This is a genomic window from Baia soyae (genome assembly GCF_004341445.1).
GTDB lineage: Bacteria > Bacillota > Bacilli > Thermoactinomycetales > Thermoactinomycetaceae > Baia > Baia soyae.
This window is the reverse complement of record NZ_SLXV01000010.1, coordinates 43,726-68,339: the sequence shown is the minus strand read 5'-3', so window position 1 is coordinate 68,339 and position 24,614 is coordinate 43,726. Positions and strand designations below refer to the sequence as shown.

Annotated in this window: 26 protein-coding genes and 1 other annotated feature; of the genes, 6 read left to right on the top strand and 20 right to left on the bottom strand. The window is 43.8% G+C overall.

What is annotated here, in order from left to right:
• Positions 1-150 precede the first annotated feature (150 nt).
• The 3 genes from EDD57_RS05105 to EDD57_RS05095 all read right to left on the bottom strand — a co-directional run bounded on the left by EDD57_RS05105 (position 151) and on the right by EDD57_RS05095 (position 1,382).
• A complete protein-coding gene (locus tag EDD57_RS05105; protein WP_131848404.1) occupies positions 151-594 on the bottom strand; it encodes a GatB/YqeY domain-containing protein in 444 nt (147 codons plus the stop codon).
• Positions 595-611: 17 nt separating this feature from the next.
• Positions 612-788 (bottom strand): 30S ribosomal protein S21, encoded by a 177-nt coding sequence (gene rpsU, locus EDD57_RS05100; protein ID WP_131848403.1) that lies wholly within the window; start codon positions 786-788, stop codon positions 612-614.
• Positions 789-1,028: 240 nt separating this feature from the next.
• Positions 1,029-1,382, bottom strand: coding sequence for a histidine triad nucleotide-binding protein (locus EDD57_RS05095; protein WP_131848402.1), 354 nt, complete (start codon positions 1,380-1,382; stop codon positions 1,029-1,031).
• 91 nt (positions 1,383-1,473) lie between these two features.
• Here EDD57_RS05095 and EDD57_RS05090 point away from each other — a divergent pair, with 91 nt between their 5' ends.
• Both EDD57_RS05090 and EDD57_RS05085 read left to right on the top strand, forming a co-directional pair.
• On the top strand, positions 1,474-1,938 hold the full coding sequence (locus EDD57_RS05090; RefSeq protein ID WP_131848401.1) for a hypothetical protein: 465 nt from the start codon (positions 1,474-1,476) through the stop codon (positions 1,936-1,938).
• A gap of 168 nt (positions 1,939-2,106) precedes the next feature.
• The gene (locus EDD57_RS05085; protein ID WP_131848400.1) at positions 2,107-3,066 is read left to right on the top strand and encodes a Na/Pi cotransporter family protein; all 960 of its coding nucleotides are present in this window, start codon (positions 2,107-2,109) and stop codon (positions 3,064-3,066) included.
• Positions 3,067-3,180: 114 nt separating this feature from the next.
• On the opposite strand, the gene deoC is transcribed toward EDD57_RS05085, so the two are convergent.
• The 14 genes from deoC to EDD57_RS05015 form a co-directional block, all read right to left on the bottom strand.
• Positions 3,181-3,852, bottom strand: a complete 672-nt coding sequence (deoC, locus tag EDD57_RS05080; protein WP_131848399.1) for a deoxyribose-phosphate aldolase — start codon at positions 3,850-3,852, stop codon at positions 3,181-3,183.
• Between the two features lie 4 nt (positions 3,853-3,856).
• A complete protein-coding gene (locus EDD57_RS05075; protein ID WP_131848398.1) occupies positions 3,857-4,288 on the bottom strand; it encodes an NUDIX hydrolase in 432 nt (143 codons plus the stop codon).
• A 43-nt stretch (positions 4,289-4,331) separates the two neighbouring features.
• A complete protein-coding gene (gene mtaB / locus EDD57_RS05070; protein ID WP_131848397.1) occupies positions 4,332-5,681 on the bottom strand; it encodes a tRNA (N(6)-L-threonylcarbamoyladenosine(37)-C(2))-methylthiotransferase MtaB in 1,350 nt (449 codons plus the stop codon).
• Positions 5,682-5,693: 12 nt separating this feature from the next.
• Entirely contained in the window at positions 5,694-6,428 is a 735-nt protein-coding gene (locus EDD57_RS05065; protein ID WP_131848396.1) for a 16S rRNA (uracil(1498)-N(3))-methyltransferase, read from the bottom strand.
• A 17-nt stretch (positions 6,429-6,445) separates the two neighbouring features.
• Complete coding sequence (gene prmA / locus EDD57_RS05060; RefSeq protein ID WP_131848408.1) at positions 6,446-7,384, bottom strand: 50S ribosomal protein L11 methyltransferase; 939 nt, start codon at positions 7,382-7,384, stop codon at positions 6,446-6,448.
• A gap of 50 nt (positions 7,385-7,434) precedes the next feature.
• Positions 7,435-8,550: a molecular chaperone DnaJ gene (gene dnaJ, locus EDD57_RS05055; RefSeq protein ID WP_131848395.1), complete on the bottom strand. Its 1,116-nt coding sequence runs from the start codon at positions 8,548-8,550 to the stop codon at positions 7,435-7,437.
• A 28-nt stretch (positions 8,551-8,578) separates the two neighbouring features.
• Positions 8,579-10,411, bottom strand: coding sequence for a molecular chaperone DnaK (gene dnaK, locus EDD57_RS05050; RefSeq protein ID WP_131848394.1), 1,833 nt, complete (start codon positions 10,409-10,411; stop codon positions 8,579-8,581).
• Between the two features lie 35 nt (positions 10,412-10,446).
• Positions 10,447-11,037, bottom strand: coding sequence for a nucleotide exchange factor GrpE (gene grpE, locus EDD57_RS05045; protein WP_131848393.1), 591 nt, complete (start codon positions 11,035-11,037; stop codon positions 10,447-10,449).
• 15 nt (positions 11,038-11,052) lie between these two features.
• Positions 11,053-12,591 carry a TCP-1/cpn60 chaperonin family protein gene (locus EDD57_RS05040; protein ID WP_243649442.1) on the bottom strand — a complete coding sequence of 513 codons (1,539 nt, stop codon included), beginning with the start codon at positions 12,589-12,591 and terminating at the stop codon, positions 11,053-11,055.
• A 55-nt stretch (positions 12,592-12,646) separates the two neighbouring features.
• On the bottom strand, positions 12,647-13,681 hold the full coding sequence (gene hrcA / locus EDD57_RS05035) for a heat-inducible transcriptional repressor HrcA (RefSeq protein WP_131848392.1): 1,035 nt from the start codon (positions 13,679-13,681) through the stop codon (positions 12,647-12,649).
• 93 nt (positions 13,682-13,774) lie between these two features.
• Positions 13,775-14,929 carry a radical SAM family heme chaperone HemW gene (gene hemW, locus EDD57_RS05030; RefSeq protein WP_131848391.1) on the bottom strand — a complete coding sequence of 385 codons (1,155 nt, stop codon included), beginning with the start codon at positions 14,927-14,929 and terminating at the stop codon, positions 13,775-13,777.
• Positions 14,930-14,991: 62 nt separating this feature from the next.
• Entirely contained in the window at positions 14,992-16,809 is a 1,818-nt protein-coding gene (lepA, locus tag EDD57_RS05025; RefSeq protein ID WP_131848390.1) for a translation elongation factor 4, read from the bottom strand.
• 107 nt (positions 16,810-16,916) lie between these two features.
• Complete coding sequence (locus tag EDD57_RS05020; protein ID WP_243649443.1) at positions 16,917-17,399, bottom strand: DUF3679 domain-containing protein; 483 nt, start codon at positions 17,397-17,399, stop codon at positions 16,917-16,919.
• A gap of 10 nt (positions 17,400-17,409) precedes the next feature.
• A complete protein-coding gene (locus tag EDD57_RS05015; protein WP_131848388.1) occupies positions 17,410-18,582 on the bottom strand; it encodes a stage II sporulation protein P in 1,173 nt (390 codons plus the stop codon).
• A 143-nt stretch (positions 18,583-18,725) separates the two neighbouring features.
• On the opposite strand from EDD57_RS05015, the gene EDD57_RS05010 reads away from it, so the two are divergent.
• Both EDD57_RS05010 and EDD57_RS14330 read left to right on the top strand, forming a co-directional pair.
• Positions 18,726-19,520, top strand: a complete 795-nt coding sequence (locus tag EDD57_RS05010) for an AAC(3) family N-acetyltransferase (protein ID WP_165873679.1) — start codon at positions 18,726-18,728, stop codon at positions 19,518-19,520.
• 222 nt (positions 19,521-19,742) lie between these two features.
• On the top strand, positions 19,743-19,889 hold the full coding sequence (locus EDD57_RS14330) for a hypothetical protein (protein WP_165873678.1): 147 nt from the start codon (positions 19,743-19,745) through the stop codon (positions 19,887-19,889).
• 34 nt (positions 19,890-19,923) lie between these two features.
• Here EDD57_RS14330 and gpr read toward each other — a convergent pair whose 3' ends face one another.
• Positions 19,924-21,027, bottom strand: coding sequence for a GPR endopeptidase (gpr, locus tag EDD57_RS05005; protein WP_131848386.1), 1,104 nt, complete (start codon positions 21,025-21,027; stop codon positions 19,924-19,926).
• 163 nt (positions 21,028-21,190) lie between these two features.
• On the opposite strand from gpr, the gene rpsT reads away from it, so the two are divergent.
• Positions 21,191-21,457, top strand: a complete 267-nt coding sequence (gene rpsT / locus EDD57_RS05000) for a 30S ribosomal protein S20 (protein WP_131848385.1) — start codon at positions 21,191-21,193, stop codon at positions 21,455-21,457.
• Positions 21,458-21,553: 96 nt separating this feature from the next.
• Here rpsT and trpS read toward each other — a convergent pair whose 3' ends face one another.
• Positions 21,554-22,540: a tryptophan--tRNA ligase gene (trpS, locus tag EDD57_RS04995; protein ID WP_131848384.1), complete on the bottom strand. Its 987-nt coding sequence runs from the start codon at positions 22,538-22,540 to the stop codon at positions 21,554-21,556.
• 41 nt (positions 22,541-22,581) lie between these two features.
• Positions 22,582-22,809: a binding site (T-box leader), on the bottom strand.
• A 150-nt stretch (positions 22,810-22,959) separates the two neighbouring features.
• Between trpS and EDD57_RS04990 the strand changes: the two genes are divergently transcribed.
• A complete protein-coding gene (locus EDD57_RS04990; RefSeq protein WP_207896800.1) occupies positions 22,960-23,484 on the top strand; it encodes a CcdC family protein in 525 nt (174 codons plus the stop codon).
• Between the two features lies 1 nt (position 23,485).
• Here the strand turns inward: EDD57_RS04990 and EDD57_RS04985 are convergent, their stop codons facing one another.
• Entirely contained in the window at positions 23,486-24,604 is a 1,119-nt protein-coding gene (locus EDD57_RS04985; protein ID WP_131848383.1) for a glycosyltransferase WbsX family protein, read from the bottom strand.
• Positions 24,605-24,614: the final 10 nt, after the last annotated feature.

Below are 24,614 nucleotides of genomic sequence, written 5' to 3'. Positions count from 1 at the left end.
AGATTCCACCTCACGGTGGACACCCTTGTCATAAGCTAATGGCTACTGCTACCTTCACCATTCGGGACTTTCACCCTATAGACTACGCCCATGCCGGGCGCACAAGAAAAAGCAGTATGATCTTATAGTAAGATCATACTGCTTTTTTTCTTAGCTTAGAGCTTCTTGGACGAGTTTGCTCACTAGTTTGCCGTCGGCTTTCCCTTTCACCTTCGGCAGAATAGCACCCATTGCTTTCCCCATATCAGCCTTGCTAGAAGCACCCACCGCTTGGAGGGTTTCAATTACGATTGCCCGTACTTCTTCTTCGCTTAGCTGTTCAGGAAGATAGGCTTGCAAAATCCCCAATTCAAAGCGTTCTTTATCAGCTAGATCTTGACGATCTGCCTTTTCAAATTCGCTTATTGAGTCTTGACGTTGCTTTACTTCACGCAAGACTACTTGCAACGTGTCTTCATCGTTTAATGGCCCACGATTATCTATTTCAGACTTCTTAATCGAAGCGAGAACCATCCGAATGACAGACAAACGTTCTTTATCGCCTGATTTGAGGGCAGTTTTCATATCTTGTGTTAACTGCTGTGCAAGACTCACTTGGAGTCACCTCGCTATTATTTACGCTTATTTCTACGTGCAGCCTCAGCCTTTTTCTTGCGCTTAATACTTGGTTTGTCGTAACGCTCACGTTTACGTACTTCAGAGAGTACACCGTCCTTCGCGCAGGAACGTTTAAACCGGCGAAGAGCTGTATCCAAGGTTTCGTTTTTACGAACTTTAGTTTCGACCATGATTTTCCCTCCCTCCACGGGTCAGCTGCTCGGGTAAGAGGACCCACAAATACACGCAAGTAGCGGACCAATCCATAGAAGGATGGCAACATCCACGACACCTGCATAAGATAAATAGCCAACGTTGGGATGAGTCAGATGCTTAACACGACATTCCCTAGCCACTCTTGACTCCGTTGGGACAGATATAGTCAAACTCCATTATACCGCATAGAGCAAAGGCATGTCAAAGGACTTCGATTAACCCGGAGGCCATGTCAATTGACGACCGCCTAAGACGTGAAAATGAACATGATATACGGTTTGACCACCATACTCCCCCATATTATTAACCACACGGAAGCCATCTTCGTCAAGCCCTAATTTTTTAGCGACCTGCGCAGCGCCTCGTAAAATGCTTCCCATTTGCTCTGTATCTGCTTCCGAAAAATCCATAAGAGTGGAAACATGTTTTTTGGGAATGACAAGTACATGGCTTGGTGCAACAGGATATAGATCATGAAATGCGATGACATGTTCATCCTCATACACTTTCTGACACGGTATATCGCCTGCTACAATTTTACAAAAAATACATTCTGAACTTGTTGGCATTTCTCAGCCCTCCTTTCCAATCAAACATACACCATTCCCTTAATTTGGCATATACTGCTATCACCGATTTTCTTCAAAGGTGGGATATTACATGAAAAAAAATGCATTAAATGAATCTCAACTTCGTAGACTAATTCGCAAAATTGTTCAAGAAGAGATAGTACAGTTTGAAAGCAGTAAACAAAATATGACATCTCCAGCACCAAAGTCTTCTAAGCAAAAACAGGATCATAATCATAACCATAACTACAGTGGCTTTGGTGAATTCGGTAGTTTTGCCGAGTTTGGTGGTTTCAATGGATTTGATGAATTCCATCCTTCCTACGGTAGACAGGCAGATGAGCCAGCACCAGCTAAGAAATCTCGCTTAGTGGAGCCTGATTTCGATGCATTGGATGAACCCTGTGCCATCTTCGGTGCACCTGAACCGGCACCCAAAAAACGTCGTATGAAGGAAGAACGTCCTAGAGCACTCCCCGGTTGGTCAGAGCCTTACCGCACCACCTATAGCGAATTAGATTCACCAAGCTCTTCTTCACGTAGAAAAAGAAGATAATATGTACCATTCTTGCTTCCAACATGGAGGCTATTTTTTTGGTTACTTTTTATTATAACGGCAAAGATTTAACCATTTCTAGAACGCTTTGTGAAATCTGGTTCATCTCATCATTCTGTCATGGAATTCCACTCTTGTCCATATACATGGTTGAAGAGGTGAACCGATATGTGGCACGAAATTATTTTCCCACTATGCCTGGGGCTCGCCATATTCTTATACGGAATGCATCTCATGCGCGGGGGCTTAGAACGTCTTGCCGAAAATCGATTGCAAGATTGGATTTTACGCTTTACGAAGACCCCTTGGCGAGGTTTCTGGACGGGAACGTTCACAACGGCTTTACTACAGAGTAGTACAGCGGTAACAGTTTTAACGATTGGATTTGTAAATGCGGGAATCTTGTCTTTTACCCACTCAATTGGGATTATCTTAGGAACCAACATAGGTACAACTGTAACAACACAAATTTTGGCTCTAAAAATAGAGGATTTCTTTATCCCTTTGTTAATGGTTGGAGTTATTATGATTTTACTTCCTTGGTATACAGGAAAGCAACTGGGCTGGGTGGCAACCGGATTTGCTGGGATCTTTTGGGGAGTCGAGATGATGCAAGAAATTGCAATGCCGTTAAAAGAAATGGGATATCTCGATCAATTGATGTCGTTGGGTGGAAATCCGATTGTAACAGGCGTAGTAGTGGGGGCGGTTATTACAGCTCTTATCCACAGTAGTAGTGCTACCACAGCTTTTGCTATGGGTTTCTATGCGACTGGAGCGATTGATCTATCCTTTGCCATGGCGATTGTACTTGGAAGCAATGTGGGAACGTGTGTAACGGGCCTGATTGCGGCGATTCAAACGAATACATATGCACGAAGGGTCGCGTTTGCGCATCTGATTTTAAATATAGGGGGAGTGATGGCTTTTGCTCCGTTGATTCCTTGGATGAATCAATGGGTTCCCTCTTTATCGGACAACCTTGCAACTCAGGTGGCGCATGTACAAACGATATTTAATGTTTTGTGTTCGGTTGTGATGTTGCCGTTTGCGGGTCAGTTTGCTCGGTTGGTGGAGTGGTTGATTCCGGAGAAGCGGGTTTTGGCTTGGAGAAGTTGGGGGCGGTGAAAATACGCAAAAAGCGCTTAGGTAGGCCCTAAACGCCCTTGCTGTAGGTACTAATTGGTTTATTTATTCGTTTAGAAAGCTTGTGTAGGCTTTCTTTTTTTGCTGTTGGTAGGTCTAGTATGTTCCAGTACCTGTGCCGCCGGTGACGATGGCTATGCTAGCGCTGGCTCCGATGCGGTTGGCGCCGGCTTCGATGATGGCTTCGGCGCCAGCGAGGTCGCGGACTCCACCGGATGCTTTTACGCCTAGTTCAGGACCGACTGTTTGACGCATGAGGCGAACGGCTTCGACGGTGGCACCACCGTAACCAAAACCGGTTGAAGTTTTTACGAAGTGAGCTCCAGCCGCTTTGGAGGCTTTGGAGGCTTGTACGATTTCTTCGTCACTCAAAAGACCTGTTTCTAGGATTACTTTTACTAGAACGCCGTTTGCTGCTTCTACAACGGCACGGATGTCTTGTTCGACGGTTTCGAGATCCCCGGATTTTAGTGCTCCGATGTTCATGACCATGTCGATCTCTTCTGCGCCTTTTGCGATGGCATCTTTGGTTTCGAATGCTTTTGCTTCACTGGTAGAAGCTCCGAGTGGGAACCCGACTACGGTACACACTTTTACTTCGGTTCCAGAGAGCTCTTTTGCTGCTAGGCTAATCCAGTATGGATTGATGCAAACGGAAGCAAATACATGTTCTCGAGCCTCTTTACAGAGCTGGAGAATTTGATCCTTGGTTGCATCTGGCTTTAATAGGGTGTGATCGATCATGCGTGCGATGTTTTTATGTGCCATTTCGTTAAACCCCTTTGTTCAGTTGTAAAGCGTCATAAGCTTTATCAAAGATGATGTGATTGTTTGGGTAACCTTTTTCTTTTTGAGTCAAGTAGGCTTCTTCTACAGAATACCATCCCACATGCTGAATTTCTTCAAGCTGTGGCTTAATCTCTCCCTCAATTGCTTCGATTAAGTAATAATGTACCGTTTTCTCAACTTCCCCGTGTGAAGGGTGCCCATAGGTATAGTGAATCGTATGCAATTTTTGGATGATTCGCCCTGTAATGTTGGTTTCTTCCAACACTTCTCGCAAGGCGTTCTCTTCCTCTGTTTCTTGGCCTTCTTTCTTCCCTTTAGGAAGTGTCATTTTCCCGTAGCGATCGTGAATCAAGAGGATTTGATACCCCTCCTGATTCACTCGATACACTACACCACCAGCAGATATTTCTTGCATGGTATTGCCTCGCTTCCAGAATACGAAGATATAGGGAAACCCCTTAGTTCGATAAAACGGCCGGGCGTGGGACTTTGTCGATGATGCGGACGAAGGAGCCGAAGACGTAATCTGCTTCTGCTCGGTCAATCTTCACTTTACAAACTTGTCCTACCATCTCTTCGGTCGCAGGAAAGGCAACTTGGAGATAATTGTCGGCGTAACCCATATATAAGCCACCGGTTGGATCTTCTTTATATGGTCGCTCGGGGATTACTTCGAGTACATCTCCTACAAACTGCTGGGAATATTGGAGTTGGAGACGTTTGGAAAGCTCGATGAACTTACGAACGCGTTCGTTTTTAACATTCTCAGGTACTTGATCGGTCATACGTGCGGCTGGAGTACCCGTTCGTTTGGAATATGGGAAAACGTGAAGTTGATACATCCCTAATTCTTCTACAAAACGGAGTCCATTTTCAAACTGTTCATCGGTTTCGCCAGGGAAACCAACGATCACATCTGTGGTAATCGCTAAGTTTGGCATCGCCTCGTGTAACTGGCGGATGGTTTCGCGATATTCTTCTACGGTATATTTACGGCGCATGCGTTTTAAGACTTCGTTGTCACCGGCTTGTAAGGGAATATGCAAGTGGCGACACATTTTCTCGGATGCATTTAGGACTTCAATCACTTTTTCGTTTACTTGGCTCGCTTCGATCGAGCTGATCCGAATTCGTTTAAGACCTTCGATCCTGTCCAAATCCCATAGTAAGTCGGCTAATTTGTAGTCTTCAAAATCATCACCATAACCACCAGTATGAATCCCGGTTAGTACGATCTCTTTATAGCCCGCCGCCACCAGTTGGCGCGCTTGAGCGAGTACGTTTTCAGGCTTTCGGCTACGTGAAAGACCCTTGGCCCATGGGATGATACAGAAGGTACAGAAGTTGTTACATCCTTCTTGAATCTTTAAGGAAGCACGTGTACGATCAGAAAACGTAGGAACCTCTAACTCCTCGTATTCACGTTGCTTCATAATATTTCCTACTGCATTAATCGGCAGACGTTCTTGGCGGAACTGATCAACATAGCCTACTAGTTGGTCACGTCCCTGCGTTCCTACGACGATGTCTACACCTGGGATAGCCGCTACTTCTGCTGGAGAAGTTTGTGCATAACAACCGGTTACAGCGATTACAGCATCTGGGTTTTGACGAACGGCACGCCGAATAATCTGCCGGCTCTTTTTATCACCTGTGTTGGTTACAGTACAGGTATTAATCAAATAGACATCTGCCTCTTGTTCAAAGTCTACTTTTTGATATCCGGCTTGTTGAAACAATTGCCACATAGCCTCTGTTTCATAGGAATTCACCTTACATCCTAACGTATGAAAGGCAATACGACTCATTTGTTTCACCTCCTAAAGTTCATGACGAGCAAAAAAGATACAGGAAAGCACCATTAAGGAAGCTGTCTCTGTACGCAAAATCCGACTGCCCAGAGATAGAGGAATCGCCCCTGCCTGCTGTGCTTCTGTTACTTCCTTCTCTGAAAATCCACCTTCTGGACCAATTACTACCATAATCTGATCTTCATGAGCCTCAGAGATTGCTTGTGTCAAAGGCTTACCGCCCTTTTCATATGCAATCCAAACCGTACCTGAAAAGGACTCGATTTGTTGCAATAGCTGTTTCCATGAGATGGGCGCCTCTACAGTGGGAACTTGTCCACGATGTGCTTGTTCCGCTGCTTCTTTAGAGATTTTTTGCCAGCGGTCCCATTTTTTAGCTACCTTCTTCGGTTCAATCTTTACTACGGTTCGTTCAGAGTGAAAGGGAAGAAAACAATTAGCTCCAAGCTCTGTACCTTTTTGCAAAATCAACTCAAACTTATCCCCTTTGGGCATCGATTGAGCAATGGTAACACGAGTATTTGATTCTCCACGTGCATTTCTCGTTTCTACCACACGACAACATGCACGATCTAGATCGTATTTCTCTATTTCCGCGATGTATTCAGCTCCCGTTCCATCTGCTACGAGGATCGTAGTTCCTGGCTTGAAGCGCATCACGGTCTTTATGTGATGAACGTCATCACCTGTAATATAAACGGTCTGATCCGTGATTTGTTCTGGATCGATAAAGTATCTTTGCATACAAAACTCCTACCAGTTTACCATTTTTTCGCCGCAATCGCTACCCAACCATCTTGATGAACCGTTTCCAAGACCTGAAGGCCATTGGTTTTAAGGGACTGGATTACAAGGCCCGCTTTCTCTTCAATAATACCAGATCCGATAAAAATACCACCTGGTACCAGTACACGAGGCAAATCATGAGTAAACAATACGATGATTTCAGCCAAAATATTGGCTACTACCACATCCGTACGTTCTCCCATTCCTTTTAGTAAATCCCCTTCCCTCACTTGTACAATCTCTTGAACGTTATTTAACTCCACATTCTCACTCGCACTTTTGACTGCAATGGGGTCAAGATCAAGCGCTAGAGCCTGCTTGGCTCCTAATTTGACTGCTGCAATACTTAAAATTCCGCTTCCACATCCTACATCGACTACGGTACAGTTTGGATTTAAATACTTCTGCATTAACTTCATCGATAACGTGGTCGTTGGATGCGTTCCGGTCCCAAATGCCATACCAGGGTCTAACTCGATTATTTGTTCCGTTTCACTCGTTGGGATGTATTCTTCCCAAAAGGGCTTGATCGTCAGTTTCTCTGTTACGCGGATGGGCTTATAATACTGTTTCCATTCATTGGCCCAATCCTCTTCATCCACTTCCCGACCTGTGACCTCTGCCAATCCTACATCCAAACCAAGCTCTTTCATATTTAGTAATCCGGTTTTGACTTGGCTGATAAATTCATCACCTGACACCATTTCAGGCAAATATGTCTTAATCCGAACACCTTCTGCCGGATAATCATCTGGATTCAGATCGATAATCTCTCCATATTGATTTGTCCAGTTCCGTGTTAATACCTCAGAATCTTCGATCGATACACCATCCGCACCTAACTCAATCAATAAATTGCTAATCGCTTCTACTGCTTCATGATTCGTATGTACACACACTTCCATCCATTTCAAGCTAGGTCCCCCTAGATAAAGAAAAACGGGCAACATCGCCCGCTTCTCCTTTAGTCGTTTTTAAATGCTTTTTTCATTTTATCAAAAAAGTTGTCATTTTGCTCGTGGATATACTCACCGCAGAGGCGATTAAATTCACGTAATGCCGCTTTTTGATCATCTGTTAATTTCGTTGGGGTAATCAGCTTTACCATCACACGAAGATCTCCTTGAACTCCACTATGATGCGGAACTCCTTTGCCACGCATCCGGAATTCGGTACCCGTTTGCGTCCCGGCAGGAATCTTCAATTTAGCACGACCGTCTAAGGTTGGAACGACGATTTCGTCCCCTAATGCCGCTTGTGCAAAGCTGATTGGCACTTCACAGGTTAGGTCATATCCTTCACGTGTAAAGAAGTCGTGTTTCTTCACGAAGATGGTTACGTACAGATCACCAGAAGGTCCACCATTAATACCTGGTTCTCCTTCGCCTACTGCCCGTAATTGATCGCCATCATTAACCCCTGCAGGAATGTTGACAGGGATTTTTCGTTTTTTCTTAACGCGACCTGCACCCGCACATGGCTCACATTTCTCGCGAATGATTTTACCCGTTCCTTGACAGTTTTGACAAACTCGACGGTTTACCACACGACCAAATGGGGTGTTTTGGACCACTTCTTGTTGTCCGCTACCGTGACAAGCTGTACAAACTTCTGGTTCGCTACCCTCTTTTGCGCCCGTTCCATGACAAGCATCACAATTGTCAGGAACCGTAATGAGCACATCAACACTTTTACCAAATACAGCATCTTTAAATTCAATTTGGATTCGTACTTCTTGATCTGCTCCCTGGCGAGGGGCATTGGGATTTGCCCGCCTTCCCCCACCAAAAAACATATCAAAGATATCGCCAAATCCAAAGTCTTGATTGAATCCTGCTCCTCCACCAGCAAAGCCACCTGGCTCTGCTGTACCAAATTGATCGTAGTTAGAACGTTTCTGAGCATCTCCCAGAACTTCATACGCATCTTTTACTTCTTTAAACTTTCCTTCAGCGTCCGGTTCTTTGTTTACGTCAGGATGGTACTTACGAGCAAGTTTCCGATAAGCTTTACGAATATCATCATCAGAAGCACCTTTTTCTACCCCGAGTACTTCATAGAAGTTACGATTGCTCACCAAGTCACCTCTCCCACTATGAATTCAAGCTCTAGATTTCTTCGTACTCAGCATCTACAACGTTTTTCTTTTCTTCTTTCTTGCCATCTTCTTGTTCCGCTTGCGCAGCTTGTGCTTCTTGAGCTTGTTGTTCATATAGCTTGATCGAAAGAGCTTGCACTTTCTCTTCTAGCGCAGTGGTTGCGGCTTCAATCTTCTCAAGATCTTGTTCTTCACTGCTCAAGACTGCTTTTAATTCCTCTTTCGCTTTCTCTACTTCTTCTACAAGAGTAGCTTCTACTTTGTCGCCAATTTCTTTTACGGTTTTCTCAGCTGTGAAGATCAATTGATCTGCTTTGTTGAGAATTTCCACTTGCTCTTTTCGCTTTTTATCTTCATCGGCATGAAGTTCTGCATCCTGCACCATGCGTTCAATCTCATCATCAGACAATCCGGACGAAGATTGGATGGTGATATTTTGAGATTTACCAGTTGCTTTATCACTCGCACCTACGTTTACAATTCCGTTCGCATCGATTTTAAAGGTTACTTCGATTTGTGGAAGACCACGTGGTGCTGGTGGGATACCAGTCAATTGGAAACGACCAAGTGTTTTGTTGTCACCCGCCATTTGACGCTCACCTTGTAAGACATGGATATCTACAGAGGTTTGATTGTCAGCAGCAGTAGAGAATACTTGTGACTTCTCTGTTGGAATCGTTGTGTTACGATCAATCAGCTTTGTAAATACACCACCTAAGGTTTCAATCCCGAGTGAAAGAGGTGTTACGTCGAGAAGAACAACTCCTGTTACGTCTTCGGACAATACGCCACCTTGAATCGCTGCACCCATCGCAACTACTTCATCTGGGTTTACACCTTTAGATGGGTCTTTGCTGATTAGTTTTTTAATCGCTTCTTGTACAGCTGGAATTCGGGTAGAACCACCAACCAAGATTACTTTATCGATATCGTTTGCAGTGAGGTTTGCATCTTGTAGCGCACGGCGAGTTGGTACCATAGTGCGCTCCACTAATGAAGAGCTAAGCTCCTCAAATTTCGCACGAGTAAGAGTAACTTCTAAGTGAAGTGGAGCTCCGTTTGCATCCATTGTCAAGAAAGGAAGCGAGATCGTAGTTGTTAAGACACCAGAAAGTGCTTTCTTCGCTTTTTCAGCTTCATCTTTCAGACGTTGCATCGCCATGCTGTTATGGGAAAGATCGATACCATTATCTTTTTTGAATTGCTCTTTTAGGTAATCGATTACCACTTGGTCAAAGTCATCTCCACCTAGTTTGTTGTCTCCGCTAGTGGAAAGAACTTCGAATACACCATCACCTAAGGATAAGATCGATACGTCAAAGGTACCGCCACCGAGGTCAAATACGAGAATGGTTTGGTCTTCGTTTTTCTCAAAGCCATATGCTAAAGCAGCAGCGGTAGGCTCGTTGATGATACGAAGTACTTCAAGTCCAGCAATTTTACCAGCATCTTTGGTCGCTTGACGTTGGCTATCATTAAAATATGCAGGTACGGTGATAACCGCTTGTGTCACAGATTCGCCTAAATATGCCTCTGCATCTGCTTTTAATTTTTGTAAAATCATAGCTGAAATTTCTTGAGGGGTGTAATCTTTGCCTTCTACAGTCGTTTTATGATCTGTTCCAATGTAACGTTTAATGGACATAATCGTGTTATCTGGATTGGTGATTGCTTGACGTTTTGCAGCATCCCCTACCAAACGCTCTCCGGTTTTCGAAAAGCCCACAATCGAAGGAGTTGTACGACCTCCCTCTTCGTTTGGAATGACAACCGGTTCATTCCCATCCATAAAGGATACACAAGAGTTAGTTGTTCCTAAGTCAATACCGATAATTTTAGCCATGTAGATAACCTCCTATTTTTACATTCCATCCTTCATTATTGGGAAATTTTTACCATGGAAGGACGGATGATCCGATCTGAAAATTTATAACCTGATTGTAACTCTTCTACAACAGTCCCAGGCTCTACTTCATTCATCTCTACTTGCATCACAGCATTATGTTCATGTGGATTGAATGGTTTGCCTACTGCCTCGATCAGAGTCAGACCTGACTTAGAAAGAGACTGTAAGAATTGACGATACACCATTTCAATTCCTTCTTGTAACACTTTTACATCTTGATTTCCATCAGCAGCATCTAGTGCCCGCTCGAAGTTATCAAGCACAGGAAGGAGAGACTCAACCAAAGGAACGCTTGCATATTTGAGTACGTCTTCCTTCTCTTTACGAGCACGACGACGATAATTCTCTAAATCAGCAAGAGCACGAAGATAGTTTTGCTGATGTTCTTCTGCCTTTTGATGTAACTCTTGCATGTGAATCTGAGCTTGCTCTAATTGATTTAGAAGCATCTCTTCAGGTGTCAATTCTTCCTCTTGGACGGATTCCTCTGTGACATCCTCCTGGGTTACATCTTCATGAGTTGTGTTTTCTACTTGCGAAGGGTCTAAATGTTCTTTTGACATAGTCCCCCTCCTCTTCTAATAATTCTTCATCCGAACAATAGAATGAATTCGCAATATAGCTGTAGCTACTTCTCCAGCCGCTCCTAATGCATGAAACTTAATTAATAATGGGTCTACTACTCCCATCTCGACCATGTCTACCACGACACCACGATCGCAGTCAATGCCTAAAGAATCCGATTCTCTTTTGAGTTGCAATGCCTTTACCATTTCAATTTTTTCTAATGGATTAAATCCAGCATTGGCAACTACTTGTGTCATCGGTCTTAGCAATGCCTCTGAGACAACACCCACACCAAATCGTTCCATTCCCTGCACGGTTTCGCGGAACTTTTCTACATCTCTTGCTAGAGAAAGTTCAAGTGCTCCACCACCCGGTAGATAGCCTCCTCGAACAGCGGCTTGCACAGCAGAAGCGGCATCTTTCGTAATTCGCTCCCGTTCTTCTACTACTTCATCGGTAGCGGCACTAACCAAAATGGTGGCAAATGGCTTTCCTTTACCGCCACTGATCCGAACTCTCTCTAATACTTCGTTATCTTCTACTTCTTCAGCAAGACCAAGATAAGATTTGATTTCTTCTATTGGTTTATAGAGGCCATTACGCTTTAATATCTTTGCGTTTGTATGTTCAGCTACTTTTTGAAGCTCATCTGGTGCTACTCTTTGAATAACCATTATTCCAGAATCGGTCAAAATATCCTCAGCTAGCGAATCTAATCCTCTTGAGGTAACAACTAACTTTACACCGAGCCCCATCAAGGATTCAAGAGCAGCAAGAAATTGCTTACGAAGATGCTCTTGTTTGTTAAAACCAGCTTCGGTACTTAGTGACTCATCATCTACCCACTCTGATTCAAGTGAATCAGCGAGCACAAGAACTTGAGCATTTTCTAGATATCTTGGCATCTGGAGATTCGCTCTCGTTTTGTTAAGGAGAATGCCGGAGAATACAGCACTTGTTGCCCTCGGATGAGCTACTACAGCTTGCGAAAGTCTGAAATTGTTTTCCAGTAACTTATCACGGCCTACTAGATGAACAGCTTCCATGACAGCCACTGTAATATCTTCGTTTTCACGGCTCGCTGTAAATGCAATACGTTGTAACCAGTCATCCTCTAGCTCCCTGATAGGACGAGCTTTTTCTTTCATTTTATGTAGGGCATATCGAACCCCGCGCTGAATACCTGCAATCACCTTAACTACTGGCACACCACGAGCTACCTGTTTCACACCTTCATCCACAATTGCTGTGGCTAGGAGGGTAGCCGTGGTGGTACCGTCTCCTACTTCAGCCTGTTGTGCTTTGGCTACATTGACAATCATCTTCGCCGCTGGATGGCTCACTTCCATACGATCTAAAATCGTAACTCCATCGTTTGTAATGATCACTTCTCCAGCTTCATTGACTAGCATCGTATCCAAACCTTTAGGACCAATTGTAGACTCAACTGCCGAAGCCACTGCCTTTACAGCCGTTGCATTTGATTGTAGTGCTTGTAATTGGCGATTCTCACCAGACTCGATTCTTACATGCTCTTTGTTGTCAGGCACGTTGGCTTACTTCCTTCCCTGTTCATGAACACCTTTGATTATACGGAAAAAAGGATTATTTTTCATAGAATTCTGTGAGGCGTTTGGAAATATCTTTTGAGATAACATCCATCAGGCCAATTACTTTGGCATATTCCATACGAGTGGGTCCTAAGACTCCGATCGCGCCAATGGACTCTGAATCGAGGGAAAAGGAAGCGATAATAAAACTAATATGATTAGCACCTTCAATCGAAATTTCATTCCCTATTTTCACCTGTACACCACTTGAAGGTGATGAGTTTAGTAACTGAATAATCGATTGATTTTTCCCATCTAGCAAGTCTAGCAACGATTTCATTTTGTGTAAATCTCGGAATTCAGGTTGATCCAACATTTTGGTAGTGCCGCTCGTATAAATACGGCTTTCTGGTTGCGGGGCTAACATCTGATCAAGCAGAAAAACCATGCTACCATACTCAGCTACATACCGAGTTAGCTCATCTGCAAGATCCCGCTCTACCACGAGACGTAACTTGGACAAAGAGATTCCCTGTAGGCGTTTGTTTAGTAAGTTTACTAAGCGCTCCATCACAGAAATAGACATACCTTCTGGGAGCAAGACCCGTTGTTGGTTCACATGACCTAAATCCGTAACGATGATCAATACTGCACTGTGTTCTGTAAGAGGGATCATCTGCAAGTGCCTCAGCCGATGGTCTTGAAGCTTAGGGCCAATGACGACAGATGTGTAGTTGGTTAGTTGAGACAACAGTTCAGAAGTATGCTCAATTGCTTGCTCAATATGTGTAGTATCTTTTTGAAAGAGATTATGGATCGCATGAATCTCCTCATCTCCCCAAATCTGCGGGGTCAGAAGATGATCGACATAGAATCGGTATCCTTGCTGTGAAGGAATCCGACCGGCAGATGTATGCGGTTGCTCTAAAAAACCCATCTCTTCTAAATCAGCCATTTCATTCCGAACTGTTGCTGCGCTAAAACCTACGTCGTCCTTCTTCGATACAGAACGAGAACCAACAGGCTCCGCTGACTCAATGTAATCTTCACAAATCGCCCAGAGAATACGTTTTTGCCGCTCTGTTAACATCTGCCTCCCCCCTCGTTAGCACTCTAGTTGGTTGAGTGCTAAAATACTACATTTAACTTACCAAAATGTCTAAATAGATGTCAACGAACAAACCTAATCAATTCGAGCATTTTCTAAAAATGAAGCAAAAACATCGTTGCCAAACATCAATCCCTGCTCGGTTAAGATAAGTCGATCTCCTTGCCAATGTAATAAACCTTTCTCTATCCATGGCATGATTACATGTCCGAAGACCTGCTCCATCTCCAATCCATAACGTTCCAGAAATAGATCTTTGCTTACCCCTTCCATGAGACGAAGACCCAGAATCATGAAGTTTTCGATATCTTCATTGCGATCCACTTGATAGGACTCTGCTACAGGGCGCTCCCCTTTTTGCAAGCGGGCATTATATTCCTTTACCCCTTTGATGTTCGCAAAACGCACTCCATCCATGTAACCATGAGCACCTGCTCCCAGACCATAATACTCTTCGTTATACCAATACGTTTTATTATGCCGACTCGCTCGTCCTGGTTTGGCAAAATTACTTACTTCGTATTGATCGTAACCATGCTGACCTAGATATTGTCGGGTTAATAGATACATCTGCGCTTCATCATCTTCATTTGGTAGAGGCAATTTTTTTCGTTCATAGAGATGATGGAAAAGCGTTCCTTCCTCTACCTTTAAACTATATGCAGAAAAGTGGTCAGGTTGAAGTGCAACTGCTCTTTCCAATGTATCTTGTACATCTTCGACCGTCTGCTTAGGTAATCCAAACATCAAATCCAGTGAGAGATTATCGAATCCAGCTTCCCGCGCCTGCCGCACACTTCGCTCAATATCAGACACTCCATGAATGCGCCCAATATCTTTTAGTAGATCCGCGCGAAATGTTTGAGCACCAAAGCTAATCCGATTAATCCCACCTTCTCTCATTACATCAAGAAGTTCTGGAGTGGTCGTACCTGGATTGGCTTCTATCGTATACTCAATATGTGGTGACCAATTAGGGAATTTTTGACGAATACTTGTTAAAAATCGTTTCATCTGCGCTGGAGTTAGCACAGTGGGGGTACCTCCGCCGATGAAAATCGCATCGATTTCTTTGGGAGGAACTTGATTCACCGTGAGCTCCATCTCGTGATCGATCGCAGTCAAGTACTCTTCTACTGGCTGTCCCTCGACCACATAAGCAGTAAAATCGCAGTAGAAACATTTATGAGTACAGAAAGGTATGTGCAAGTAAATTGCTTTTGGAGCCATTTTAATTCCTCCATAGAAAAAACCGTGTGTGGCGAGAAAACTCCACATCACGGTATATTTATCTATTTATCGTCATCTACCTGAAGGACAGCCATGAATGCTTCTTGTGGAACCTCTACGGAACCAACTGCTTTCATCCGCTTTTTCCCTTCTTTTTGCTTATCTAGCAATTTCCGCTTCCGACTGATATCTCCACCGTAACATTTGGCCAATACATTTTTTCGAATGGCACTAATCGTCTCACGTGCGACTACTTTTTGTCCAATCGTGGCTTGAATTGGCACTTCAAACATCTGGCGGGGGATCAGTTTACGTAACTTCTCTACCAAAATCCGCCCACGATGGTATGCACGATCACGGTGAACGATAAAGGATAAAGCATCCACTGATTCTCCGTTTAGCAAGATATCCATCTTCACTAAGCTGGATTCTTTATAACCAATCATCTCGTAATCAAACGACGCATAGCCTTTGGTGCTCGACTTCAGTTGATCAAAGAAGTCATACACGATCTCAGCAAGTGGTAATTCATAGACAATCTGCACCCGGTTCGTATCCAGATAGCTCATATCCATGTAGTTACCACGCTTATTCTGACAAAGCTCCATGACGGTTCCTACATAGTCATTAGGAACCAGTACCGTTGCTTTGACATAAGGTTCCTCGACACGATCTAGCTTTTGTTGTGGCGGGAATAAAGATGGGTTCTCAATATCGATTATCGTGCCATCTGTATGATGAACTCGATACACAACACTTGGAGCCGTTGTAATCAAGTTAATATTAAACTCACGCTCGATACGCTCTTGGATGATTTCCATATGAAGGAGCCCCAAGAATCCGCAACGGAAGCCGAAACCAAGTGCATTGGAAGTCTCAGGCTCGTAAGCAAGTGACGCATCATTTAATTCTAATTTCTCCAATGCCTCACGGAGATCCTCATACTCATTGGATTCTACTGGATATAATCCGCAGAATACCATTGGATTGGTTTTTCGATAACCTGGTAGTGGCTCCGCGGCTGGTCGATTTGCTTCTGTGATCGTATCCCCGACGCGGGTATCTTTCACGTTTTTAATGTTAGCTACAATAAATCCAACATCGCCAACCGAAAGCTCATCCAATGCTACCGGATGAGGCGTATAAGCCCCCACCTCGATCACTTCAAACACAGTTTCTGTTGCCATCATTTTAATCTTTGTACCTTTACGTACCGAACCATTCACGACACGCATGTAGACGATAACACCTTTGTAGGCATCGTAAAAAGAATCGAAAATGAGTGCTTGCAGAGAAGCATCTGGGTCCCCTTCTGGTGCTGGCACTTTCTCTACGATCTGTTCTAAGATCTCTTCGATCCCGATTCCAGCTTTCGCGGATGCTAAAACCGCATCACTCGCATCCAGACCGATCACATCTTCTACCTCTTGTTTTACACGCTCTGGATCGGCAGCGGGTAAATCAATCTTATTAATAACCGGCACGATCTCTAGCTCATTTTCCAAAGCTAGATATACGTTAGCGAGGGTTTGTGCTTCTACCCCTTGAGCCGCATCCACCACAAGCAAAGCTCCCTCGCACGCTTGCAAACTACGCGATACTTCATAGGAGAAGTCTACGTGTCCTGGTGTATCAATTAGGTTCAAGATATATTCGTTTCCGTCTTTTGCTTTATAGGGAAGCCGAACTGATTGTAATTTAATCGTAATTCCACGTTCACGTTCCAAATCCATTTTATCTAGGAATTGATTTTGTTTTTCCCGTTCACTCAAAGCCCCTGTAAAGTCGAGAATGCGATCTGCTAAAGTCGACTTTCCGTGGTCAATATGAGCAATAATGGAAAAGTTACGGGTGTGTTGCTGACGTTCTTTTCTATCCATCCCGTTACCTCCTGCTTACTTAGGCGCACGAATTGCATTTTCTTATTATAACAGAGGGGGATTGGCTTTTGCTAGGTGAAAGAAAACATAAAAAATACAACTCCTCATCATGGAAGAGTTGTATTCGAATCTGAGCCCTGTATATGGGGTTCAGATTGGTTCGCTCCATCATTACTTGCCCAACCAAACATGAAGTCTAACACCTTACGAGTCGTCGTCTTTAATCCCCCACCTAGTTCATTTCCAAACTGAGCTAGGCCACTTCCACTACCCGTAGCGGCATTCACTTTGGATGGTGGCGGAGAAGACGTCTGCCCTTTCGGTTTCGCCGATTCTGGAGCTGGGGTCGGAGTCGAAGGTGCTGGTGAAGAAGATGGATCCTCAAACAAGGAATCATTTTTGTTTAGAATTACATCTTTCCCCAGTACTTGAATTTGTACTTTCCCATCTGTCGGCGTAACTTGAACCGCCCGGGGAGCACCTTCTGTTCCCTGTATCTTCTGCATGTTCTTCTCTGCAGAATCAATCCCAAGGAAAATACCTAAGATTAACATGACCAGTAAGCTGACTGATTGAATCATCCAGCGCATAGAAGACACCTCACTTCTTCTCCTTGGTGGAGGGGACGGTCCCTTTGGCAGGAGTAGCGTCCACAATCCTCTCACCTAACACTTTTGCCAAAACATCTATCGCTCGATACGTTTCTTCAAAATTATTATCAACCCCACCCACTTCGACAAGCATCGAATTAGGCGAGAGGGATTGATTGTACTCGCCATTCGTCCCACTCGTCTTCGGCTTTTGGAACACACCTCTCGATAATCCCGGGTAGAGACGATTAATTTCTTTATGCAAATACTCCGCTAGTTTTAAATTCTCGGCATAGTTTTTACTAGCTTTTCCCACTACAAAAGCAAATCTAGCATACGGTTTCCCATTAAAATCCTTAGTAGTATGGTCCCTTCTCTGCGAATCTCGGTGAATGTCGATAAAATACTCTAACTCTTTCTCTTGTTTCATCGCAGCAACTACCGTTTGCTTTGACATCGCATAAGCAGTGGTATAGGGATATGGTTTATTGGATGCAATCGAACCGATATTCATCTTAGCTAGGTCTTCCTGGAGTTTCTTTCCGACCATTGTGATATTCTTGCTCATATGACTGGCCGAATTAGGATTCGTACTCCCTATCTCTGGTAGAAACGACTCCGAGAAATGAGAGTGATAGATAAACACTTTCTTAATACCAGGGCCCGCCCCTACCAAACGCTTCGGATCATCTGATAACTCCCCACTCTGCACTGCCTTTTCTATCGCCTTCGCTATCTGGTCTTCAATCTTCGCATCCGGAGGCGTATCAATCGGAATCGAATCAAAGGTAACATCCTCACTTGCTAGATAAATCTCAGTATCAAATAGCGCAAAGCTTGGCAACTCATGACCGAGAAAGGTACGCGGATCCTTTATATCGATGCTCATCATAAGTTCGAGGACTAGCCTAGAGACCAAACTATCTTTACTAGGCGTTTGGACACTCTCATTTAAGTAAGGAATATTTCCTCCTAATAGAGAGACAAGAGTCTGATTTGATACATGGGAGGTGAGAGGGTTCCCGTCTGTTGTATGAGTCGTAACCTTCGCTTGCAGCACCGCAAAGCCCCCTGCGATCGCAAAGATCACCGCCGTACACAACATTAAAATGACAAAATTTCGACGGACACGTTGTCCAGACATATTGACCGAAGTGAAACTAGCAAATTTCCATTTTTTCAACTCTATTCCTCCCACAGTTGTGGTTTCTCTAACACAATATGAGAGAGTTGAAGTTGATAGAACTAGATTATGAGATTGTTTTTTCTACTAGAGATGAGGGTATTGAAACGATTATTAATAGGAAAAGAAACGGAGCAAAAATAATGAAACCACTAAAAGGACCTATGATTACCCTCGAATCGCTAAAAGAAGATCTACGAAATCTCGGAGTATGCGAAGGAATGACACTGATTGTCCATTCCTCTTTATCCAAGCTAGGTTGGGTATGCGGTGGTGCAGCAGTAGTATGTCGTGCACTAATGGAAATCGTAACGAATCAGGGAACGATCATCATGCCCACACAAACTGCCGGTAATTCCGATCCAGCCCATTGGGTAGCCCCTCCAGCACCTGAAGATTGGTGGGAATCCATTCGAGAACATATGCCTCCTTATGAATCAACCTATACACCAACCATGGGAATGGGAGTTGTCCCCGAGCTATTTCGCACACTTCCTAGGGTCGTACGAAGTGAGCACCCTACATGGTCATTTGCCGCTTGGGGAAAAGATGCCGATGAGATTGTCGCTAATCACACCATTGACATCGGATTCGGTCCCAATTCACCCTTAGATCAACTATTAGCAAAAAGAGGTTATGTCCTTCATCTAGGATCTACTTTAGACACGACCACCTTTTGGCATCGTGCTGAGTATGAATGCAACGTTGCTACAACTACATATGCATGCGCCATGATTGAAGATGGCACAAGAGTTTGGAAGACATTTTCACATATAGAAGTCGATGCAGAACCGTTTGTAGCGATGGGGGAGAAGTGGAAAAAGGAAGTTGATTGTGTAAGTGGACTCATTGGCAAAGGAGAATGCTACCTATTTCCCGTTCAGCCTGCGCATGAGTTTGCCGTTTCTTATCTGCAATCGTTATATGGTTGTAAGTAAAATTGAATAGCAAATAAAAAATGAGCGATCCTTTAATTAAGAAAATCACTCATTTTTATATAACTCATCGGAAAAACCCGAAAGACAAGCACTGTATCTTTTTTCCAAAAGTTCTATTTGTTGATCAGTAAATGAAGATGGAATAGGGGAAATGTATCTGACCACTGCGATGTTAGTAAGCCTGCTTAGCGTAGTTCTTCGTAGCTAGGGCGTTTTGTGGCAATGTTTGAGCGTTCTTTGCGAGTTTTGCCACTTGCCCGAAGCGGAGAAGGACGGAGCGGACTTGCTTTTCACATCCTCGCAGGCTTACTATTTGAGCTGTGGGCAGATATATTGCCCTGGTGCATCCAATACCGATCCAGTCAATAGTAGCCCCCGCCCTCATCTTTCCTCTCAATCATTCCTAGTGCATATGCATCGAAGCATTCTCATTATTAACCGCAGGATGCAACGCACAGTTCACCCCAAGCGCAACAAGCTTTGCCATATCACCGATAAACTCATCCACTTCCTTTGGCGTTACAATCAAATTTTGTCCCAGTGGCTGTAACACTTCTTTAATTAACCCCCGCTTATCCTCCGGGCTTAACTTCCCGATCATCCCCATCATACGATTCCGTGTCTCCAATGGAACCTCATGCGATTGTAGATCACGAACCGTCGGACGATTATAAGGATCCAGCGGATTATTTCGAACACCCTGCATCTCACGACTCACATGAGATAACACATAATCAATCGCATCGTGAGCGATCGTAACAGCGTCTACGACGGTCGGAATTCCTATTGCTATAACAGGAATTCCTAGTGTCTCTTTGTTTAATGCTTTACGATTATTACCTACTCCTGACCCGGGATGAATCCCCGTATCTGCCACTTGAATCGTTGTATTTACACGATTTAGCGCACGTGCCGCTAAGGAGTCAAACACGATGATAAAATCAGGTTTCGCATGTTGCACAACTCCATTAATAATTTCACTCGTCTCCATTCCTGTCGTTCCGAGTACTCCAGGAGCGATTCCACCTACCGAGCGATACCCTTCCGCCACTTGATCCGGGGCTAATAAAAATAGATGTCTGGTAATCATAGAGTGCTCCACTACTAAAGGCCCTAGTGCATCCGCTGTTACATTACGATTCCCTAAGCCCACTAACAAACAAGAAGCATCGGGACCAATGCCAATTTCCTGAAGAAAGCGCGAAAATTCCTTAGCAAAGTGTTGCGCTACTCTCTGTTGGAGAACGGAATCTTTGCCTCGTAGTGCAGGAACTTCAATCGTAAGATAAGTTCCGGGCATTTTCCCCAGTTCTTGTGCGCCAGCTTGATTGTCAATCCAAATCCAGCTAGTCGTGATTCCTTGATCTTCTGTCTCTTCGATTCGAACACCTGAGATCTGACTCTGTCCTTTTTCTTGATGCTTTTGAACCGCCATTTCATGCGCCTCACGAGCAAGATCGGTTCGAATCGAAAAAGGGGGTAGCTGAATTTGATGCTCTTGGTTCATAATAATCTATACCTACTTTCATCCTTTTCTTCTCTATAGGTATTTTGACCCAGGATGGATCTTCTAATTCTCTGTATTTGATTGCTTTTTACCAATACGCATGTTAAAATGTTGCATGTTGCACGTAATGAGATGCGTAACGTTTTCTCTGGAGGTGAATTCATTGGCTAACATTAAATCTGCTATTAAACGCGCTAAAACCAACGAGGTACGTCGCGAACGCAATGCGGCTCAAAAATCCGCTGTTCGTACTTCTGTGAAAAAGTATATCACTGCAGTTGATGCTTCCAACAAAGACCTAGCTGTTCAAGCTTTACAAGAGGCTAGCCGTTCTTTGGATAAAGCAGTAAGCAAAGGTTTATTGCACAAAAACGCAGCAGCTCGTAAGAAGTCCCGTCTAGCGAAAAGACTACAAGCGCTTCAAGCGTAAGTAGGCAACCAGCCGACCCTCTGAATTGTGGGAAGGCTTTTTTGTTATATAAAAAACCCCACGTCTTCAAAAGAGTGGGGTTTTCTCTATATCGAGTTACAAACGTACTAAACCGAGAGCATCTTTTATTTTCTTTAACGTCTCACCGGCTACTGCTTCCGCATGTTCGGCTCCGTGGCGCAAGATATTCGTTAGCTCCTCTGAATGGCGAATTTCTTGGTAGCGCTGCTGAATTGGAGTTAGGTGATCCACTGTGATTTCAATGAGATTTTTCTTTAACGCTCCATATCCCAGACCCTCATACGATTGGACAATATTGTCCATGTTCTGGCCTGTAAGCACACTTTGAATGGAGAGCAGATTGCTTACTCCTGGTTTGTTCTCTTCATCAAAGTAAATCGCATTTTCGGAGTCGGTTACCGCCCGCTTAATTTTCTTCTCAATCTCTTTAGGAGTATCCATCAAAGTGATGTAGTTAGCATCGCTATCATCGCTCTTAGACATCTTATTCTCTGGATTTTGTAGCCCCATAATACGAGCGCCTACTTCTGCGATTAGTGGCTCCGGCATAACAAATATTTCTCCATAATCACGGTTAAAACGCTCAGCTAGATCGCGAGTTAACTCAAGATGTTGTTTTTGGTCTTCTCCTACCGGTACATGAGTCGTCTGATATAGTAAAACATCAGCAGCCATTAGCACTGGATACGTAAATAAGCCAACTCCTGCACTATCAGATCCTCTTCCCTTATCTTTAAACTGGGTCATACGATTTAACTCACCCATCCGGGACAAGCATGTTAGCATCCATGAAGCTTCAGCATGAGCAGGAACATGAGATTGAACAAAAAGGGTTGCTTTGCGAGGATCTAATCCTACCGCCAGATAGACAGCAGCAATATTTAATGTGTTCTCGTACATTTCTTTCGGATCTTGTGCGACAGTCAGCGCATGAAGATCCACTACCGAATAGAAATTTTGCTCCGCTTGGTCTTGAACATCCACAAATCGCTTAATGGCACCTAGATAGTTACCTAATGTGATAATCCCTGTAGGTTTCACACCACTAAATACACACTTCAACTCAAATCATCTCCTTTTTAAATACACAAAAAGCCCATCCTCAAAGGGACGAGCTTTTGTCGCGGTACCACCCTAGTTCACAATGCATGACTAACAAACATTGTGCTCTCAATGAATCATAACGGATTCCGCCGGTTATCTGCTAATGAGGTTACCTGTTCACAGCACTGCTCAGAAGCCCATTCACCAAGGGAATTGGTTGATTTGCACCGACCATCAACTCTCTGCACAATTCTTCCTTAGATACTCTTCTTCTTCATCGCATTTTATTATTTATATGTAGAATAGGTTTAAGATGTCAAATTAACACTTACAATATAGGTATAGCCATTATGATGTAACGATATGCTATAGTCAAGCGGTTTACTTTCAAAAATATTTGTGTTAGCGTTTTCCTGTAACGAAGGAGGGCTTTAGTCATGGAACAGTTCATTCCTTTTAATGTACATATCATTACGACCATTGTTCTGATTGTAATGGCATGTACCGTGATGATCATCAGAATTCGTGCCACGAAAAAACCTACATCAGCAAAGAAAATCCTGATCCCCCCGCTTGGGATGAGTACTGGATTTGCTATGTTTTTATTTCCATTTACCAGAATTCCATGGAGTTGGGCGCTGATCGCTTTTGTGTGTGGTTTTATCTTTCTCGCCATCCCACTCATTCTCACGTCTAACTTTCAAATTCAAAACAACGAAATCTACTTGAAGCGATCGAAAGCATTTTTAGTCATTATCGTTACATTATTAATCATCCGACTCTCGCTACATAATTACATCGAACAACACATCAGCATCCCTCAAACAGCTGGCGTTTTCTTCATCCTCGCATTTGGGATGTTACTCCCTTGGCGGATTGCGATGTATCGAAAGTATAAGAAGGTGGAAAAAAATCTTTCGGACTCTTCTTCCATCACCGTTCCATCCCTCAGCCTAGAGTAAGTTATCTAGGCTGTTTTTTCTTTCCACTTGCCTGTTCTACTGCTCGTTTTAGTTCCTCCAGATACCTAAGCCCATGCTTCTTATCTGGTTCGAGATAAGTACCCTCTGCCCACTCATTCCACGCGTTTACAAAAACAAAAGGACTCCTCATTTGCTCCGCTCTCTCTAATTGCTCAGCCATATGGTTCCCAAACTTTTCGGGTGTACTATCTGAAATCGTAAATGCAGAAGCACGCTCTCCTACCCTCGCAGAATTATCCCAATCCACAAATGCGCCTAAAATCGTTTTCTTCTCTCCCCTGTCCGGGTTACGTTTCAGAATCCGCTCCCACATCCCATCATAATCGTACAAGCGGAAGGATTTATTTGGATTTTGGTCGGATGGAACTTGCCTAACGATTTCACTCCGATTCGCTCGATCCCATGCCAACGTATAGGTAGGCTCAAATTCAAATGTAGCATCAAAGCCATCCAATTCCTTAAACGGCGGCCTCCCCGATACCGTTTCTACAAAGTAAATACCTTCAAATCCGTGTTGCTTCGCCAGATCGGTCCAATAGGATAACATCTCACGATAGCGCGGGATATCTCCTGCACGATAGATAGTGAAAAGGGGCTTCTGATCGATACAGATGTATCTTGGGTCTTTAAAAGCTTGTACTAAATAATCAAAATGCTCCTTCCAGTCTTCTTCATCCCCATACTCCTGAGCCATTAATATATCTTGATCCGCCCCATTCCACCTACGGCTCCATGTTTCATTGGCCCATGAAAGACAGAAAGGAAAATCCGGTTCTCCTAAACGTAGCACTTCATTTAACGGGGTCTCTAGTAACATTTTTCCTTTAAACCAATAATGATAATAACAGAAGCCAAATACTCCATGTTCTTTTGCTATATCTGCTTGCCATTTTCGCGCATCTGGATCTGTTAAGTCGTAGTAAAAGTCATGAAGTGGTTCTCTCGGTTGGTAATGCCCGGGAAATAATGGAGTCGCCTTACGGGTATTCGTCCACTCCGTAAAACCTTCACCCCACCACTTATCATTTTCTATCACACGATGAAATTGAGGTAAATAGAGGGCGATTACTTTCGGTTCCTCCGTGGAAGACAGATTCATCCAAATCATC